Source organism: Candidatus Rickettsia barbarica (genome assembly GCF_041477405.1).
GTDB lineage: Bacteria > Pseudomonadota > Alphaproteobacteria > Rickettsiales > Rickettsiaceae > Rickettsia > Rickettsia rickettsii.
Genome location: NZ_JBEWYL010000003.1, coordinates 56,205 through 73,806 on the forward strand (window position 1 = coordinate 56,205; position 17,602 = coordinate 73,806).

The window sequence follows — 17,602 nt, forward strand, 5'->3', positions numbered from 1 at the left end:
TACTGCTAGACTCTTAAGCTTGCTTTTTTTATAGTCGGAGAGTTTATAATATGACAAATACAAGATCCAAAATTAAAATTCCAAGATCGCCATATGTAAAAAAATATAATAGTTGGCGAGTAAGGATTTTGTATTCTATTATTATAGGTTACGCAACTTTTTATTTTTGTCGTCAGAATTTTAATATAGCAACTCCTGCTATAAGAGAATATTTTGGGGTTACTAAAACGCAAATTGGCTGGATATTAACTGCTTCATCTATTATGTATGGAGTTAGTAAAGCGTGTAACGGGTTTATTAGCGATAAAGTTAATGCTCGGATATTTATGGTTTTGGGTCTTTTATTTGTCGGGATCATTACTATGCTAATAGGTTTTTCAGATTCTTTATGGCTTATAGGAATTTTATGGATAGCCAGTAACTGGTTTCAATCTATGGGCTGGCCTCCTGCAACAAAGATGCTTACTCACTGGTTCGCTTCAAAAGAACTTGGAACTAAATGGGCTATGGGTGCAACTTCTAATCAAATAGGTGGTGCCCTTGCTATGATAAGCTGCGGTTATTTAATCGATAAATTTGATTGGAGAGCTGCCTTTTTTGTTCCAGGTGTAGTTGCTTGTGTAGTATCGCTTTTTTTATATAATAGGCTTCGTAATACTCCAAAAGAAGTAGATTTATCTACCGTAGAGGAATATAAAGAATATCCGCTTGAAGCTATAGGAGATTATGAGAAGCTATTAACTCCACAATTACTTAAAATGGTCTTTTGTAATAAGCTAATATGGTATGTTTGTTTAGCAAACATGTTTGTTTATATAATACGTTCTGGAGTAATTTATTGGGCTCCAACATTTTTAAAAGATTTACGTAATATAAGTCTTGTAAATGCAGGCTTACAAATCGGTTTATATGAAATGATAGGTATCCCAGGGGCATTAATAGCAGGTGTTTTATCTGATAAACTATTTCAAGGTCGTCGAGGTCCTGTTGCATCCATATGTATGGTATTGCTTAGCTTATTGTTAGTCTTGTTTTGGAAACTTCCTATTCACAGTGAATTATTAAGTATAGTAATTCTTTCTTTAATAGGCTTTTTTGTTTCAGGACCTCAGCTCCTTGTAGGTATAGCAGCTGCTGATTTTAGTACCCGTCAGGCTGTCGGTACGGCTAATGGATTATCAGGATTATTTGGTTATTTAGGAGCGGCTATTGCGGGAGTCGGCGTAGGATGGATTAGCGATAATTATGGTTGGAATGGGGTATTTATATTTTTCAGTATTTCTGCTCTTTTAGGAGGAGGATTATTTGCTTTAATATGGAATCATTCAGCTACAAAATATATTTAATAATTATAATAAATAGGTTACAAAATGACAATACAATATACTTTTTCAATGATTAAGCCTAATGCTATCAAAAGGAATAAAATAGGGCAAGTTAATACTTACTTAGAAAATGCCGGTTTAAAAATAGTGGCTCAGAAAATGAAATTTTTAACTAAATATGAAGCTGCATGTTTTTATGATGAGCATAGAGCAAGACCATTTTTTAAGAGCTTAGTTGAATATATTACTTCAGGAGCGGTAGTGCTTCAAGTGCTTAAGGGGGAGGATGCTATAACTTTAAACCGTACCGTTATGGGTGCAACTAATCCTGCTGAAGCTGAAGCAGGCACTATTAGAAAAGATTTAGGCGAATCAATTGAGGCTAATAGTATTCATGGTTCAGATAGTGAAAATAGTGCGAAAAGAGAAATCGAATTTTTCTTTAATAAATCTGAAATTATAGAATAATTAATGCTAAAATATGACGTAATAGTTATAGGCGGTGGACATGCAGGCGTAGAAGCAGCCGCTGCTTCTGCACGTCTTGGAGTTCCTACTCTCTTAATTACGTTAAAACCGGAAAATTTAGGCGAAATGTCTTGCAATCCAGCAATCGGTGGCATTGCAAAAGGCACATTAGTTAAAGAAATCGATGCACTTGATGGGTTAATGGGTTATGTTATAGACCAAGCCGGTATACATTATAAAATGCTGAATGAGACTAGAGGACCAGCAGTTTGGGGACCTAGAGCTCAAGCTGATCGAAAGCTTTATAAAAAAGCAATGTATCAAATATTAACAAATTATCCTAATCTAGATATATTATATGGAAAAGTGGAAGATATAGAAATTAAATCTTCTAAAATTGAAGCGGTTATTTTAAATAACGGTAGCAAAATTCTTTGTCAAAAAATTATATTAACTACAGGTACTTTCCTATCGGGTCTTATTCATATTGGACAAAAAAAAATTCCTGCAGGTAGAGTAGATGAAGAGCCTTCGTATGGATTATCAAATACATTAAAACAAATAGGTTTTAAACTGGCTCGTTTAAAAACAGGTACACCGCCTCGCATTGATGGACGTACTATTGATTATAGTAAAACAATTTTACAACCCGGTGATAAAATTCCTCGTCCTTTTTCTGAATTAACAAATATTGTTAATGTTTCTCAGATAAATTGTTTTATCACAAACACAACCTCAGAAACTCATGATATTATACGTGAGAATCTTGATAAATCCGCAATGTATTCAGGGCAAATAGAAGGAATAGGACCACGATATTGTCCTTCTATTGAAGATAAAATAGTCAGATTTAGTACAAAATCAGAACATCGTATATTTTTAGAACCTGAAGGGTTAGATGGTTATACGATTTATCCAAACGGTATTTCTACTTCTTTGCCTGAAGATGTGCAACATAAATTAATCAAAACAATACCAGGATTAGAAAATGTAAAGGTTTTACGTCCAGGTTATGCTATAGAATATGATTATGTTGATCCACGTGAAATAAGTGTTACGCTAGAGACAAAAAAAATAGCTGGATTGTATTTGGCCGGGCAAATTAACGGTACTACAGGATATGAGGAAGCCGCAGGGCAAGGTATAATAGCCGGTATAAATGCTGCTTTAGCAGTAAAAGATCAAGCACCGTTTATGTTAACAAGAGCAAACAGTTATATTGGAGTAATGATTGACGATTTAACAACATTTGGTACTATAGAACCTTATCGTATGTTTACTTCTCGCTCAGAATATAGATTATCTTTAAGAGCAGATAACTCTGATTTACGTTTAACGGAATTAGGGATGAACATTGGAGTCGTATCAGAAAAACGTAAAAAAATATTCACAAAAAAATGTGAAGACATAGAAAAAATAAAATCATTATTAAATACCTTGTCTTTAACTACTAGTAAACTTGCTAAAATGGGTATACAGGTTGCACAGGATGGTACATATAAAACAGTATTAGACTTATTTAAAATACCTAATTTTAATGTTGAACAAGCTATTAAAATTTTTCCTATGCTTAAAGAAACACAAAATAATAACATTTTGCAATTACTCTATATTGAAGCAAAATATGCTTCATATTTAACTAGACAACACGCAGATATTAATTTATTTCAAAGTGAAGAGGCGCAGTTCATACCTAAAAATATTGACTATTTTAAAATACCAAGTATATCATTAGAGATACAGGAAAAACTTTCTTCCCATAAACCTACTACTATTGGTGTAGCACGTCGAATTCCAGGGGTTACACCTGCAGCAATTACGGCTATTATAATTTATTTAAAAACTAAATATAGTGATGGAAGTTCCACGTGAAATAATTGAAAAGTTAGAAATTTTTCAACAGTTAGTTAAAAAATGGAATAAATCAATCAATCTTGTATCGGATAATACTATACATAATTTTTGGCAACGTCATATATTAGACTCATTACAATTAATACAATATATTGATAATAAAGAAATACATTTGGTTGATATAGGAAGCGGTTCCGGTTTGCCTGGTATAGTATTATCTATAGCGGGGGTAGCGCAAGTAAGTTTAATAGAAGCTGATTTACGTAAATGTATATTTTTAGAAAAAGCATCAAAGATATCAAATAATAACATACAAATAATCAATCAAAGAATAGAAAAAGTAGAAATAGATTGTAGTATATTAACTTGTAGGGCTTTCTCTAACTTAAATACAATATTTAATTGCATAAAAAATATTTCAGTACGAGGAAAATTTTTGTTATTAAAAGGAAAAAATTATTTAACTGAAATAGTAGAAGCTAAAGAGAGATGGTTATTTGGTTATTTAATACATCAAAGTATTACTTGTGAAGAAGGGAAAATTCTAGAAGTTAGTAATTTAACAAAAATGATATGAAAGTAATTGCTATTGTTAATCAAAAAGGAGGGGTAGCTAAAACTACAACTACTGTGAATTTAGCTACAGCTTTTGCTGCTGTAAATAAAAAAATTTTAGTTATAGATCTTGATCCTCAAGGGAATAGTAGTACCGGTTTTGGAATTAATCAGCAACAACGCAAAAATACTATATACCAAGTATTAACAAATTTAATAGAATTGCAAGATGCAATAATTTCTACAGATATACCAAATTTAGAAATAATTACTTCAAACACTAATCTATCTGCGGCTGAATTAGACTTAACAAAATTAAAGGACCGAGAATATATTTTAATGAGGCTATTGGCAGAAATAAAAATATTATATGATTATATAATTATTGATTGCCCTCCTTCATTAAATTTATTAACGGTAAACGCTTTAGTTGCAAGCGATGAAGTACTGATTCCAATGCAATGTGATTTTTATTCTTTAGAAGGATTAAGTCATTTGTTAAAAACAATTGAAATTGTAGAGAAAAAATTAAATCCTAAGATAAAGATTACAGGTATATTATTTACAATGTATGATAAGCGTAATCGTTTAACGGAACAAGTAGAAGATGATGTTAGAAAATGCTTAGGAGCATTAGTATTTAAAACCGTTATTCCAAGAAATATTAAACTATCTGAAGCTCCTTCATATGGAAAACCGGCTATTATATATGATTATAAATGTTCGGGAGCAGTTGCATATATAGAACTTACAAAAGAAATCTTAGAAAGATATGGCGAAAAATAAAGGACTAGGAAGAGGATTATCTTCATTACTTGGAGAAGAAGTTATTTCTATAGAATCAGAAATAGTACAAATAATAAATATTGATAAAATAAGACCAAACGAGAATCAGCCTAGAAAAAACTTTGAATATGATAAAATAAAAGAATTAGCAGATTCTATATTGAATAATGGTTTATTACAGCCTATTATTGTTGATAATAATTTCCAAATTATAGCAGGAGAGCGACGCTGGCGTGCATGTAAATTAGCAAAAGTTTTAGAGATACCGGTAATTATAAAAAATTTAGATGCTAGAGAGAGTATGGAAATAGCATTAATTGAGAACATACAAAGAACTGATTTAACAGTGATGGAAGAAGCTCGTGGCTTTAAATATTTAATAGAAAATTTTAATTATACGGCAGAAAAATTAGCTGAAAGGCTTGGTAAAAGTCGTAGTCATATAGCTAATTTATTAAGGCTTAATAATTTGCCGCAGTCTATTCAAGATAAAGTAAATGAAAATATACTAAGTATGGGTCAAGCTCGGTGTTTAATAAATCATGAACATGCAGAAGTAATAGCCGATTATATTATAAATAATGATTTAAATGTACGTCAAACAGAAGAACTAGTAAGACAATGGTATAAAAATGAGTATATAAAATCCCCGAACAATAATAACAAAATAGGAAAGCGTTTTTTAAAGGACAACGCTACGGATAATGATCTAGAATTATTAGTAAAAGCTTTATCAGAAAAATTTGGTATAAAAATAACAATAGAAAATTATCCATTAGGTGGAAAATTAATATTTCATTATAAAGATTTGGAAGAATTAGACTTGATATTGTTAAAATTAAATTAAAATGCATATGGAAAAATTATCAATAAGCTTGAACGAAAAATTATAAGTATAAAAGTATACACAATCCTCAAGCTGCTAAAATTAAAGTATATATACAGCATTTTATTTCTTAAAATAAATATCTAAACGAGAAACACAATGATAGAAATTACAATGTCTAATTTTGAATTATATGATCATAGAGCAATAAATTCATACAATACAGTAGTAAATAATTATATATCGGTGTAAAAATAATATAAGGAAATAAGTAATTTATGTCATATCAATATGTTTATGCAATGGTTGGTTTAAGCAAAATTATAAATGGTAAACGAATTTTAAAAGAAACAAATTTATCATTTTTACCAAAAGCTAAAATCGGTATAATAGGTCCAAATGGAGCAGGCAAATCGACTTTATTAAAAATAATGGCAGGTATTGATAAAGAGTTTGAAGGTAAAGCAACAGCTAAAATTGGTATAAAAGTAGGATATTTACCTCAAGAACCGTATCTTGATGCTAGTAAAAATGTTTTTGATAATATCATAGAAGGTCTTCATGAAAAGAAAAAACTTATTGATGAATTTAATTATATAAGTAACAAATTTGCTGCTGAAATCGCTGATGAAGAAATGCAAAAGCTTTTTGATAAACAAGCAGAATTGCAAGAAAAAATAAACAATTGTGATGGATGGAATCTAGAACGTGAAATAGAGATCGCAATGCTTGCTTTACGTTGCCCACCAAAAGAAGCAGATATTACAAAAATTTCCGGTGGAGAAAAAAGAAGAGTGGCTTTATGTAAATTGCTTTTAGAGAAACCTGATATGTTGTTACTTGATGAACCTACAAATCATTTGGATGCAGAATCAGTTTCTTGGCTTGAGGATTATTTAAAGCATTATGAAGGTACTGTAATAGTAATTACCCATGATCGTTATTTTTTAGATAATGTTACAGAATGGATATTAGAAATAGATCGTGGAAATTGTATACCGTGGGAATCAAATTATAGTTCTTGGCTTGAGCAGAAGCAAAAAAAATTAGCTTTAGAAAGTAAAGAAGACGATGATAGAAAAAAACAATTGAATCGTGAACTTGAATGGATTCGTCAAACTCCAAAAGCTAGACAATCAAAAAATAAAGCACGTATTACAGCATATCAAGAGTTATTAAATAAACAACAAGAACAAAAAACTGATCCTACTCAAATAATTATACCTAACGGACCTCGTTTAGGTGATTTTGTTATTGAAGCAGAACATATAGCTAAAAAATTTAATAATAAAATATTATTATCAGATTTTAGTTTTAAAGTTCCACGTGGAGCTATTGTAGGAATTATTGGACCGAATGGAGCAGGTAAGTCTACTTTGTTTAATATTATTACAGGTAAAATAATGCCAGATAGTGGTTCTATTAAAATTGGTCAAACGGTCAAATTAGGTTATGTCGATCAATCACGGGATCATTTAGATGATAATAAGACTATATGGGAAGAAATTTCAGAAGGTCTAGATGAATTACAACTTGGTAATAGAATAATTAAAAGTAGAGCTTATTGTGCAGCTTTTAATTTTAGAGGCGGTGATCAACAAAAAAAAGTTGGACAACTTTCAGGTGGAGAACGTAACAGAGTACATTTGGCAAAATTACTAAAAGCAGGAGCAAATGTTATATTATTAGATGAGCCGTCTAATGATTTAGATATTGATACGTTAAGAGCACTTGAAGATGCTATTTTAGATTTTGCAGGTTGTGTATTAGTGATTAGTCATGATAGATGGTTTTTAGATAGAATAACCACTCATATTATATCATATGATAAAGAAAATAATGCTATATGGTTTGAAGGAAATTATCAAGATTATCATGAATATATGCTAAGTACTAACGGGGAAAGTATTTTAAATCCAAAATATAAACATAAGAAATTAATATAAATATGTCTTTAACACAAATATTATTAATTTTGTTTGTAGGAATATTGGTAACAAAACCGCATGATATTTTTATAATTATTAAAGAATTAAAAAAAATAAAAGCATATTTAATTAATATTAAGTCATCTATTGTAAAAAATATAGATGAACAGTTAGAAACAGAGCAGGTAAATTTTTATTTAAACAAAATTATTAACCTAGAAGGTTATTATCATGGTAGTTATGATTTAACGACAATAAAAGAAAAATATTATACACTAATAATTAATAATGACTTAATAGAAAATGAATCAGTACCTGATATAACAGAGAAACACTAATCCGTACCTCGTTCAATTAATTAAATCTAAGAATTATGCAAAAAGTAGTAAAACTTAACAATATCAAAATAGGAAATGATTTACCGTTTGTTCTAATTACAGGGCCTTGTCAGATTGAAGGAAAAGATCATGCGTTGTTTATGGCAGAAAAACTTGTTAAATTAACTAGCAAGCTTGAGATTCCATTTATTTATAAATCTTCTTTTGATAAAGCTAATAGAACTTCCGTATATGGGATTAGAGGAGTTGGTATTGAGAAAGGTTTAGAAATTTTATCAAAAGTAAAATCTGAATTCGATTGCCCTATTGTTACTGATGTTCATTCAGAGAGTCAATGTACTGAAACAGCCGAAGTAGCAGATATTTTACAAATTCCGGCATTTTTATGTAGACAAACCGACTTGCTTCAAGCTGCAGCAAAAACAGGTAAAATAGTAAAAGTAAAAAAAGGACAGTTTCTAGCTCCGTGGGATATGAAAAATGTACAAACAAAACTAGAAGCTTTTGGAGTAAAGGATATATTATTTACAGAGCGAGGAGCATGTTTTGGCTATAATAACTTGGTATCTGATATGCGTAGTCTTGCAATAATGGCAGAGTTAAATGTACCTGTAGTTTTTGATGCCACACATTCCGTTCAGCAACCGGGCGGGCTAGGAGGCAGTACCGGCGGAGAAAGAAAATATGTAGAGTTACTTGCAAAGGCAGCAACTTCTGTAGGTATCGCCGGTATGTATATGGAAGTACATCAAGACCCCGATAACGCTCCAAGCGATGGTCCATGTATGATGAAGTTGGATAATCTAGAGTCTATTCTTATCAAACTAAAAAAATATGATAAAATTACAAAAGAAAAATAACTTCAAATTTTACCTTTCAAAATATATATAAATATCCCCCCTATTAATTCAATTTTAAAATAGAAGTAATAATTTTTTACAATATAAAAAAATAGAACTTTCTTATCGTTAGAATTTCACAAATGCGCCTTTAAATCTTTGTTGTAAATTTACTTATTTAGAATTTTTTTAAATAGTATTAATATTAATTTATTCAGCTTATAGATCAAAAATGTTTTTATTTGTATAAATGCAAATAACTTATAGGTATAATTATTATATGGAATCAAATAAAAGCAGTTGGCAGTACACTGCTTGGTAGTCCTAAACAGAAAAATATAAATGATTTTTTGACGGAGTAAATAATAATATAAAATTAAAACCTTATCAAGTAACCGATAATGTAGAATCTAATAAAGAACAAAAAAAATATTATAAAGAAGCATTAGAATAGCTTGATAAACTTACGGGATCGCAAGCTGAGCGTATTATTATATCTATAAATGAAATAAAAGCCAATGCTCATTATTATTTAGGTATGATTTATGAAAATAGTAAATCGGAATTAGATTGGTTTAGAGCAATAAGAGAATATATTAGTACTCTGGAAATTGAGAAAGATTTTAACTTTCTCTATAACCATGATACAATTCCGTACATTTTTTTAGCAATATTTGTAAAAAAATAGGTGGATTATTTTAAATTTAGGGAGATTCTATAAGGACGAAAATAAAAGCGAAATAGTAATTAAATTGCTTCTTGAAGCAATAAAATATTTCAAGGTAAGTTTAAGTATAGACCCGATAGAAGAGTATAGTTTTATTCTTAGAGAAATTTTTAACATCCCTAAGAATAAAAAAGAAGTAGAGAAGTAGCTATCTTTAAAAAAAGATCTTTATATATCTTTAGAAGAATTTTTATTTAAATTAAATTTAATATCGCTAGCTGCTTTTGAATATTTAAAGGCTGCAAGTATAGCTAGCCCTCAGGAAGAACAAAAATTATTGTTAAAAGTTCATAAAGTTTATAGTACGGAGATGGAGGAAAATACTGTTTTTATACGCTCAATGCTTGACAAAGGTAAGATGGAAGATCTGAGTATAGTTACTAAAGAGGCTGACAGAACAAAATTTTTAAGTGATACACAGACTATAATAAATGATTTTGTTTCACTGCCGGAGCTGCAAGCCAAGGAGTGGTCAGAAGTACAACAAAATCAAAATGAGCAATTGACTAATAATCAACAAGAAGTAAACAAATGCCAATTAATACAGGACATAGGCATTGGGTAAATATGAGATAATGATACAAATAAGATAATATTTACTTATAATGATCCTTTGGGCAGATCATTAAATGATCGTCCTGACTTAGTAAAACTTATTACCGAGGTTTGCTCTGATGCAGAAATAATGGATTTAAAAACTCAACAACAAGAAGAAGGAAATACTTAGGACTACGGAGTTTTGGTATGCAATGATTTAATAAGACAATCTCAAGCTGAAACATTAAAACAAAGTTTAATAGCTCTCAACAAGTCCAAGAACAACATGTTTATATTAACATTAGATAGTAATACTTCAGATAACGAAGAAGATAAAGATAATAACGTTAATAGTAATGAAGTAGAACGTCCTCCTTATGATAATAATGACGAAGTTGAGGTAGGTGGAGCAATTATGCAACTTAATGATTAACATTAAAAGTTTGACGTTGCGATGTCATTCCTGCTGTTGCAGGAATGACATCGGCATTCTAATAACAATGTCCACTCGCAATACTTGCATTTACACCGAGAAAGAATTACCGCAGCCGCATTTTGCTTTAGCTTGCGGATTACTAACGTTGAAATATGAACTGCCTAGTTCTTCTATAAAATCAAGAGTGCAATCTAGCATAAATTTTTGAGAGATAGGATCAATAATAATTGTAGCATTATGTTTAGTAATGACATAATCATCTTGCTCTATATTATCTTTTGAGACTAGTTCGTAATTATACATAAGTCCTGAGCAACCGCCGCTATCAACCGAAATGCGTAGTACTAAATTCTTATCTTTTTCTAGCTTTACTAACTCGCAAACCCGTTCAAAAGCTCTATCCGTAATTGTTATCGTCACTTAAAATTACCTTGTAAAAGTCTCATAAACTATATAGTATATCTTGATATTTTTCAAGTTGGCTTTGTTGTGTGGATACCCAATCGGCATTGCGAGCAGCCGTAGGCTGCATGGTAATCTCATGAAATAATAACAAACTCCTGAGATTGCTTAGTCAATTGCTATGCAATTTCCTCGCAATGACGAAAAGTTAGAACCACAACAACGTCTTTCAAAATAAAGGATAATGATGCTTGCTTCATACGCTTCTGATCCTCTTAAAAGTAGGGGAAGATTATATAAGGAAATCCCGACCTCTTATAGAAACGAGTTTGAACGTGATCGTGATCGTATTATACATACTAATGCATTTAGGCGTTTGCAATATAAAACTCAAGTTTTTATTAATCACGAGGGAGATCATTACAGAAATAGGCTAACTCATTCTCTAGAGGTTGCGACTGTTGCACGTTCGGTCGCTAGTACTTTAAATTTATCAAATGATTTAGCTGAGACAATAGCACTTGCTCATGATCTTGGGCATACGCCTTTCGGTCATGCGGGAGAGCGAGCTTTAAATGAATGTATGAGAGAGTATAACGGCTTTTCTCATAATGCTCAATCTTTAAAGATACTAACATTACTTGAAAAAAGATATGCGGCTTATAATGGAGTAAATTTAACATGGGAAGTTTTAGAAGGAATAGTAAAACATAACGGTCCTATACTAGGCGAGATAAATGAATATATAGCAGAGTATAATAAGCAAAATGATTTAGAACTTAGTACCTATGCATCAGCAGAGGCTCAAATAGCAGCTCTTGCCGATGATATTAGCTATATTTCGCATGATTTGGAAGATAGTATCGGTGCTAAAATTATCGATTTTCATAGTCTTGCTGAACTTAAATATATTGATCAACATGTTGTTGAACTCAAGTCAAAATTTAAAAATATTAGTTCCTCATGTCTGATTTATGAGGTAGTACGTAAGCTAATACATGAGTTAATTACCGATTTATTATGGCAAACAAAAGAAAATTTAAATAAAGAAAAAATTACTAACATAGATGAGATACGTAACTTAAATTATCAGATAGTGGATTTTACGGACAAAACTAATAAAAATATTAAGGAAACTAAGAAGTTTCTTCATGAGCGAGTTTATAAAAGTAATAAAATTACGGCCATCAGCCTTAAATGTACTAAAATCGTACAAGGGCTGTTTAAGGTTTATATGGATGATATTAATTTATTGCCGGTTAATTGGAAAATGCTAATAGACTCTAATGAAACATATAGTAAAGCTAGAGTTGTTGCTGATTATATAGCAGGGATGACTGACCGTTTTGCCATTCAGGAATATAATCAGCTCTGCTCGACTTCCTACATAACTTGCTTCTAAGGGTAATTTGTGCGTCGTTCCGGTACTCGCATCCTCACGTACTAAAGTGTACGCTGCGGTGCTGCGTTCTATGTCTCCTACAAATTCCTCCTTATTAGCAAGCGTTTGTAAGAAGTCTATTCGCTGAATTTTAATAACATTTAATAATTATGAATATATTTAATCAATTGAAACAAGATATAATTGTGGCAAGCAGGCAATTATATAATAATCAAGAAATAGCAAATACTGCTACTATTGAAATACCGAAAGATAGTTTTAACGGTGATTTATCAAGTAATATTGCAATGATTATTGCAGCTAAAGAAAGTATTGCTCCTCGGGAAGTGGCTTTAAAATTTAAAGAAGTCCTTATAACATTACCTTATATTGCAAGTATAGAAATAGCAGGACCTGGCTTTATTAATTTTACTATAAAAGCTGATAGTTGGCAGGCATCAATAAAGGATATTTTACAGCATGAAGAAAAGTTTTTTGAAATTGATATAGATAAAAGCAAAAATATTAACATCGAGTATGTTTCGGCAAATCCCACCGGTCCAATGCATATAGGGCATGCTAGGGGTGCGGTATATGGTGATGTGCTAGCAAGGATTTTGCAAAAGGTAAGTTATTCCGTTACAAAAGAATATTATGTTAATGATGCAGGCTCACAAATAAATGATTTAGTTAGTACGGTATTATTACGTTATAAAGAGGCTTTAGGTGAGCAAATTACTATCCCTGCCGGGTTATATCCGGGAGAGTATTTAATTCCGCTTGGGCAAATTTTAGCGAAAGAATATGGCAATAAATTATTAACGATGAACTATGCTGAAAGGTTCAAAATAATTAAAAGTTTTGCCGTAGAAAAAATGCTTGATTTAAATAGAAAAGATTTAGCAGATTTAGGGATTAAACATGATATATTTTTCTTTGAGCAATCATTGCATGATAAAGGTGAGATAGAGGAAACAGTTAAACTACTGGAGCGTATGGGGCTAATTTATGAAGGTACGTTACCTGCCCCTAAAGGTAAAATTCACGAAGAGTGGGATAATAGAGTTCAAAAATTATTTAAATCTACTAAGTACGGTGATAGTCAAGATCGTCCTATAGAAAAAGCTGATGGAAGTTGGTCTTATTTTGCTTCTGATCTTGCATATGCTAAGGATAAAATAGAGCGGGGAGCGAATCACTTAATTTATGTACTTGGTGCCGATCATAGTGGATATGTTAAAAGAATTGAGGCAATAGTTAAAGCTTTAGGTAAGGAGCAGGTTAAAGTGGACGTTAAAATTTGTCAATTGGTCAATTTCGTGGAAAACGGTGTGCCGGTTAAAATGTCAAAACGTCTTGGGAGCTTTGCTAGTGTGCAAGACGTAAATCATGAGGTGGGGAAAGATATCATAAGATTTATGATGTTAACTAGACAAAATGATAAGCCACTTGATTTTGATTTGGTAAAAGTGAAAGAACAATCAAGAGAGAATCCTATCTTTTATGTACAATATGCACATGTGAGAACGATATCTATTTTATCAAAAGCTAAAGAATTAATGCCTGAATCTTATAATAACTTTGAATCAGGTAAGTATGATTTATCTTTATTATCCTCTGAAGAAGAAATTGAGATTATAAAACTTTTGGTTAGCTGGACAAAAACATTAGAAGCATCTGCAAAATATTTTGAACCGCATCGCATCGCATTTTATTTAATAAATTTAGCCTCAAAATTTCATTCTATGTGGAATTTCGGTAAAGAAAATAGCGATTATAGATTTGTAATTGAGAGCAATAAAGAATTAACTCTAGCACGCCTTGCTCTTGCAAGTGCCATACAGAAAGTTATAGCTAGCGGTCTCGAAGTGATAGGTGTAGAACCAATGAACAAAATGTAGTTAGGTTTTCATCGTCATTGCAAGGAGGTATTGCTCATGTGGATACCGAGTCGTCATTGTGAGCAGCCGTAGGCTGCGTGGCAATCTCATGAAATAATACTCCTGAGAGTGCTTAGTCAAAACTTACAATTTTTCCTCGCAATGACGTTTTTCTATTATCAAATTACTAAATATGATCAATAATATTTTTATTAAAATATTTCTAGTATTTTTAGTATGTATGTCCGCTATTTATTTTGGTTATCAATATTATCAGAATAGTAAGCCGGTAATTACTATTTATCCTGATGAGCTGCCTACAAAAATAAAACCGTCTATAATAGAAAATAACCAAATAGCCGCAGTACATAGTACGATATATGAAAATCTTCTTGTTAAAGATACAAATATTAAAACCGTAAAATTGCTTCCTGACCCTGAGAAACCTATGAGTATAGATTCTCGCAACCAAAGTCAAAGCGATGAATCTTTTGATGAAATATCTAATCTTATTGCATTAATAGAACCAAATAATAACGCCAAAAATGAAACGGATTTAAATATAATAAAGCTTGAAAAAGGAAGTAAAGATAAGGTTAGTAATGCTAAAAATTGTAAAAATAATGAAAGTTATAAAGTACAACTAGGTTCGGTAAAATCTGAAGCAGAAGCAATGAAAGAAGGGGAAAGAATAAAAAAGCAATTCCCGAAAATTCTTAAAAATGTTGTTATCACAACCAAAAAAGTTAAATATGACGACGGCAAATTTTTCTATTTAATCTTAGCCGGTGATTATGGTAGTCTTAGTCAAGCTAAAGCAGTTTGTAAGAAATTAGCTTATAATAAGCAGAGTTGTGTGTTGCAGTGATATTTGTATACTCTTATGTCATTCCTGCGAAAGCAGAAATCCAGAAAAAAAGTATAAACACAGCAAATTCTTAAAATTAAAAGCTCGATTTATCTCGCTTTATGATGGATTTCTGCTTTCGCAGGAATGACATAGAGAACCACGTAACAACGACTATAAATAAAAACTAAATAACTTATGAAAGAAGCTAAAGTAGAAAATATTGACTTTGGTAATGCATTATCAGAGCGTTATCTTGCTTATGCGTTATCAACAATTATGTCACGTTCGCTTCCTGACGTACGTGACGGACTCAAGCCTGTACATCGTAGGTTATTATACGCAATGCTACAGTTAAGGCTTGAGCCGAATTCCGGCTATAAGAAATGTGCGAGGGTGGTCGGTGACGTAATAGGTAAATACCACCCGCACGGTGATGTGGCAGTGTATGATACCTTGGTACGCCTTGCTCAGCATTTTTCGTTGCGTTATCCTTTAATTGATGGGCAGGGTAATTTCGGCTCTATCGACGGTGATAATGCAGCAGCTATGCGTTATACCGAATCACGTATGACGGACATATGTACGTTATTAATGGAGGACATCGATAAAGATACGGTAGATTTTCGCCCTACTTATGATGGTTCCGATTTAGAACCGGTAATAATGCCGGCAAGTTTTCCGAATTTACTAGCTAATGGTTCTGAAGGGATAGCAGTCGGTATGGCAACCAATATACCGCCGCATAATTTACATGAGCTTTGTGATGCTCTAATACATTTAATCAACCATCCGAAAGCTGAAATTAACGATATAATAAACTTTGTCAAAGGTCCTGATTTCCCGACCGGTGGCATAATTATTGATAAAGCTGAAGTTATTAATGCTGCATATACTACTGGACGCGGTAGTCTTAGAGTAAGAAGCAGATGGGAAAAAGAGGAGCTAAGTTACGGTACATATCAGATAGTCGTAACCGAGATACCTTATCAGGTTCAGAAATCAAAACTTATAGAACAAATAGCAATATTACTAAAGGATAAAAAAATTCCCCTTGTTAGCAATATTAGAGATGAATCAACAGACATTATAAGGTTGGTTATAGAGCCGAGAGATCGGGGATGTGATCCGCAAATAGTTATGGAATCTCTATTCAAGCTAACGAATTTAGAAAGCCGCATTCAGTTAAATATGAATGTGATCGGCAGTAATAACGTGCCGAGAGTAATGAATATTTTAGAGATTTTACAAGAGTTTCTATATCATAGACAAAATATTGTTACTCGCAGATCAACTTATCTTTTAAACAAAATCAAGCATCGTTTAGAAATTCTAAAAGGGCTTAGGATAGCTTATCTAAATCTTGATGAGATAATTAAAATTATTCGTGAAGAAGATGAGCCAAAAGCGATAATGATGGACTGGTTTAAACTAACCGAAATACAAGTAGAAGCGATATTAAATACCCGTCTTCGCTCGCTTCGTAAGCTTGAAGAGCAGGAAATTATTAATGAGCATAGTAATTTGCAGAAGCAACAAGCTATATTAGAAGAAATTCTAAATAATCCTAAAGAACTATGGAAAATAGTTAAAAAAGAAATCAAAACAGTACAAACGAAATTTGGATTAAATACGGTAATAGGAGCAAGGCGTACAAGCTTTGAGGAAGTAACGCTTACGAATCAAGTAGTTGATATAACGGCTTTCATTACTAAAGAGCCGATTACTATTATCTGCTCAAAAATGGGGTGGGTGCGTTCGTTAAAAGGTCATAACACCGATTTATCGACTATCAAATATAAAGAAGGTGATGCAGAAAAATTTATTTTAGAAGCTTACACGACTGATAAAATATTAATAGTTAGTTCAGAAGGCAGATTTTTTACTTTGCTTGCCGATAATATTTCCAAAGGTAAAGGAACAGGGGAATCTATAAAACTACTTGTGGATATAGGTAATAACGATATTACGAATATTTTAGTCTATAAACCTGATCAGCTTTTATTACTTGCAAGTAGTGTAGGTAAGGGGTTTTTAGTTAATTCAAATGAAGTAATGGCTCAAACAAAAACAGGAAAGCAAATTATGAATGTACCGGATGGTCATGTATGTATAGCTTGTTTACCTGTAAACGGTGATAGTATTGCTTGTATCGGTGAAAGTCGTAAATTACTGGTATTTAATATAGATGAAATACCTGAAATGAAAAAAGGGCAAGGTGTAACGCTGCAAAAATTTAAGAATGCTAAGCTTCTAGATATTAAAATATTCAATAAAGAAGACGGCTTAGGTTGGAATAACAATGGAAAAGTAAAACTTGAGAAAAACATTGTTGCATTTTTAGGCAAAAGAGGTAGTACTGGTAAATTACCTCCTATAGGCTTCCCAAAAAATAATAGATTTTCATCATATTAATATAGGAGGGAAAAGATTTTCATTGTCCTCTGATGCTGGTTTCGATGTTCTGAGTTAC

16 protein-coding genes and 2 pseudogenes are annotated in these 17,602 nt (G+C 31.7%); 16 read left to right on the top strand and 2 right to left on the bottom strand.

The features are described from left to right. Positions 1-50: 50 nt before the first annotated feature. The 12 genes and pseudogenes from ABVF33_RS04950 to ABVF33_RS05005 all read left to right on the top strand — a co-directional run bounded on the left by ABVF33_RS04950 (position 51) and on the right by ABVF33_RS05005 (position 10,616). Positions 51-1,346 carry an MFS transporter gene (locus tag ABVF33_RS04950; RefSeq protein WP_499706494.1) on the top strand — a complete coding sequence of 432 codons (1,296 nt, stop codon included), beginning with the start codon at positions 51-53 and terminating at the stop codon, positions 1,344-1,346. Between the two features lie 24 nt (positions 1,347-1,370). After that, the gene (gene ndk, locus ABVF33_RS04955; protein WP_499706495.1) at positions 1,371-1,793 is read left to right on the top strand and encodes a nucleoside-diphosphate kinase; all 423 of its coding nucleotides are present in this window, start codon (positions 1,371-1,373) and stop codon (positions 1,791-1,793) included. A gap of 3 nt (positions 1,794-1,796) precedes the next feature. Then, positions 1,797-3,665 (top strand): tRNA uridine-5-carboxymethylaminomethyl(34) synthesis enzyme MnmG, encoded by a 1,869-nt coding sequence (mnmG, locus tag ABVF33_RS04960; RefSeq protein WP_499706496.1) that lies wholly within the window; start codon positions 1,797-1,799, stop codon positions 3,663-3,665. Then, positions 3,646-4,224: a 16S rRNA (guanine(527)-N(7))-methyltransferase RsmG gene (rsmG, locus tag ABVF33_RS04965; RefSeq protein WP_499706497.1), complete on the top strand. Its 579-nt coding sequence runs from the start codon at positions 3,646-3,648 to the stop codon at positions 4,222-4,224. The genes mnmG and rsmG overlap by 20 nt, the downstream gene beginning before the upstream one ends. Next, positions 4,221-4,988 carry a ParA family protein gene (locus tag ABVF33_RS04970; protein WP_499706498.1) on the top strand — a complete coding sequence of 256 codons (768 nt, stop codon included), beginning with the start codon at positions 4,221-4,223 and terminating at the stop codon, positions 4,986-4,988. Before rsmG ends, ABVF33_RS04970 begins: the two co-directional genes overlap by 4 nt. Then, positions 4,975-5,835 carry a ParB/RepB/Spo0J family partition protein gene (locus ABVF33_RS04975; RefSeq protein ID WP_499706499.1) on the top strand — a complete coding sequence of 287 codons (861 nt, stop codon included), beginning with the start codon at positions 4,975-4,977 and terminating at the stop codon, positions 5,833-5,835. The genes ABVF33_RS04970 and ABVF33_RS04975 overlap by 14 nt, the downstream gene beginning before the upstream one ends. 257 nt (positions 5,836-6,092) lie before the next feature. Beyond that, the gene (ettA, locus tag ABVF33_RS04980) at positions 6,093-7,760 is read left to right on the top strand and encodes an energy-dependent translational throttle protein EttA (RefSeq protein ID WP_499706500.1); all 1,668 of its coding nucleotides are present in this window, start codon (positions 6,093-6,095) and stop codon (positions 7,758-7,760) included. Between the two features lie 2 nt (positions 7,761-7,762). Beyond that, a complete protein-coding gene (locus ABVF33_RS04985; RefSeq protein WP_499706501.1) occupies positions 7,763-8,080 on the top strand; it encodes a DUF2672 domain-containing protein in 318 nt (105 codons plus the stop codon). A 35-nt stretch (positions 8,081-8,115) separates the two neighbouring features. Then, complete coding sequence (kdsA, locus tag ABVF33_RS04990; RefSeq protein WP_499706502.1) at positions 8,116-8,940, top strand: 3-deoxy-8-phosphooctulonate synthase; 825 nt, start codon at positions 8,116-8,118, stop codon at positions 8,938-8,940. Between the two features lie 731 nt (positions 8,941-9,671). Continuing rightward, positions 9,672-10,211 (top strand): annotated as a pseudogene (locus ABVF33_RS04995) (hypothetical protein). A 48-nt stretch (positions 10,212-10,259) separates the two neighbouring features. After that, the gene (locus ABVF33_RS05000; RefSeq protein ID WP_016769836.1) at positions 10,260-10,373 is read left to right on the top strand and encodes a hypothetical protein; all 114 of its coding nucleotides are present in this window, start codon (positions 10,260-10,262) and stop codon (positions 10,371-10,373) included. A gap of 96 nt (positions 10,374-10,469) precedes the next feature. Then, the gene (locus tag ABVF33_RS05005) at positions 10,470-10,616 is read left to right on the top strand and encodes a hypothetical protein (RefSeq protein ID WP_499706503.1); all 147 of its coding nucleotides are present in this window, start codon (positions 10,470-10,472) and stop codon (positions 10,614-10,616) included. Positions 10,617-10,706: 90 nt separating this feature from the next. Here ABVF33_RS05005 and ABVF33_RS05010 read toward each other — a convergent pair whose 3' ends face one another. Beyond that, positions 10,707-11,039, bottom strand: a complete 333-nt coding sequence (locus ABVF33_RS05010) for an iron-sulfur cluster assembly accessory protein (RefSeq protein ID WP_012719360.1) — start codon at positions 11,037-11,039, stop codon at positions 10,707-10,709. 229 nt (positions 11,040-11,268) lie between these two features. On the opposite strand from ABVF33_RS05010, the gene ABVF33_RS05015 reads away from it, so the two are divergent. Beyond that, on the top strand, positions 11,269-12,423 hold the full coding sequence (locus ABVF33_RS05015; RefSeq protein WP_499706644.1) for a deoxyguanosinetriphosphate triphosphohydrolase: 1,155 nt from the start codon (positions 11,269-11,271) through the stop codon (positions 12,421-12,423). Here the strand turns inward: ABVF33_RS05015 and ABVF33_RS05020 are convergent. Then, a pseudogene (locus tag ABVF33_RS05020) lies at positions 12,337-12,543 on the bottom strand (palindromic element RPE1 domain-containing protein); the annotation flags it as partial. The gene ABVF33_RS05015 and the pseudogene ABVF33_RS05020 overlap by 87 nt on opposite strands. A gap of 29 nt (positions 12,544-12,572) precedes the next feature. Between ABVF33_RS05020 and argS the strand changes: the two are divergent. From argS to parC, 3 genes are all read left to right on the top strand, one after another. Continuing rightward, on the top strand, positions 12,573-14,303 hold the full coding sequence (gene argS, locus ABVF33_RS05025; protein WP_499706504.1) for an arginine--tRNA ligase: 1,731 nt from the start codon (positions 12,573-12,575) through the stop codon (positions 14,301-14,303). A gap of 172 nt (positions 14,304-14,475) precedes the next feature. Beyond that, positions 14,476-15,150 carry an SPOR domain-containing protein gene (locus ABVF33_RS05030; RefSeq protein ID WP_499706505.1) on the top strand — a complete coding sequence of 225 codons (675 nt, stop codon included), beginning with the start codon at positions 14,476-14,478 and terminating at the stop codon, positions 15,148-15,150. 177 nt (positions 15,151-15,327) lie between these two features. Further along, positions 15,328-17,544 (top strand): DNA topoisomerase IV subunit A, encoded by a 2,217-nt coding sequence (parC, locus tag ABVF33_RS05035; RefSeq protein WP_499706506.1) that lies wholly within the window; start codon positions 15,328-15,330, stop codon positions 17,542-17,544. The last annotated feature ends 58 nt before the right edge of the window (positions 17,545-17,602 follow it).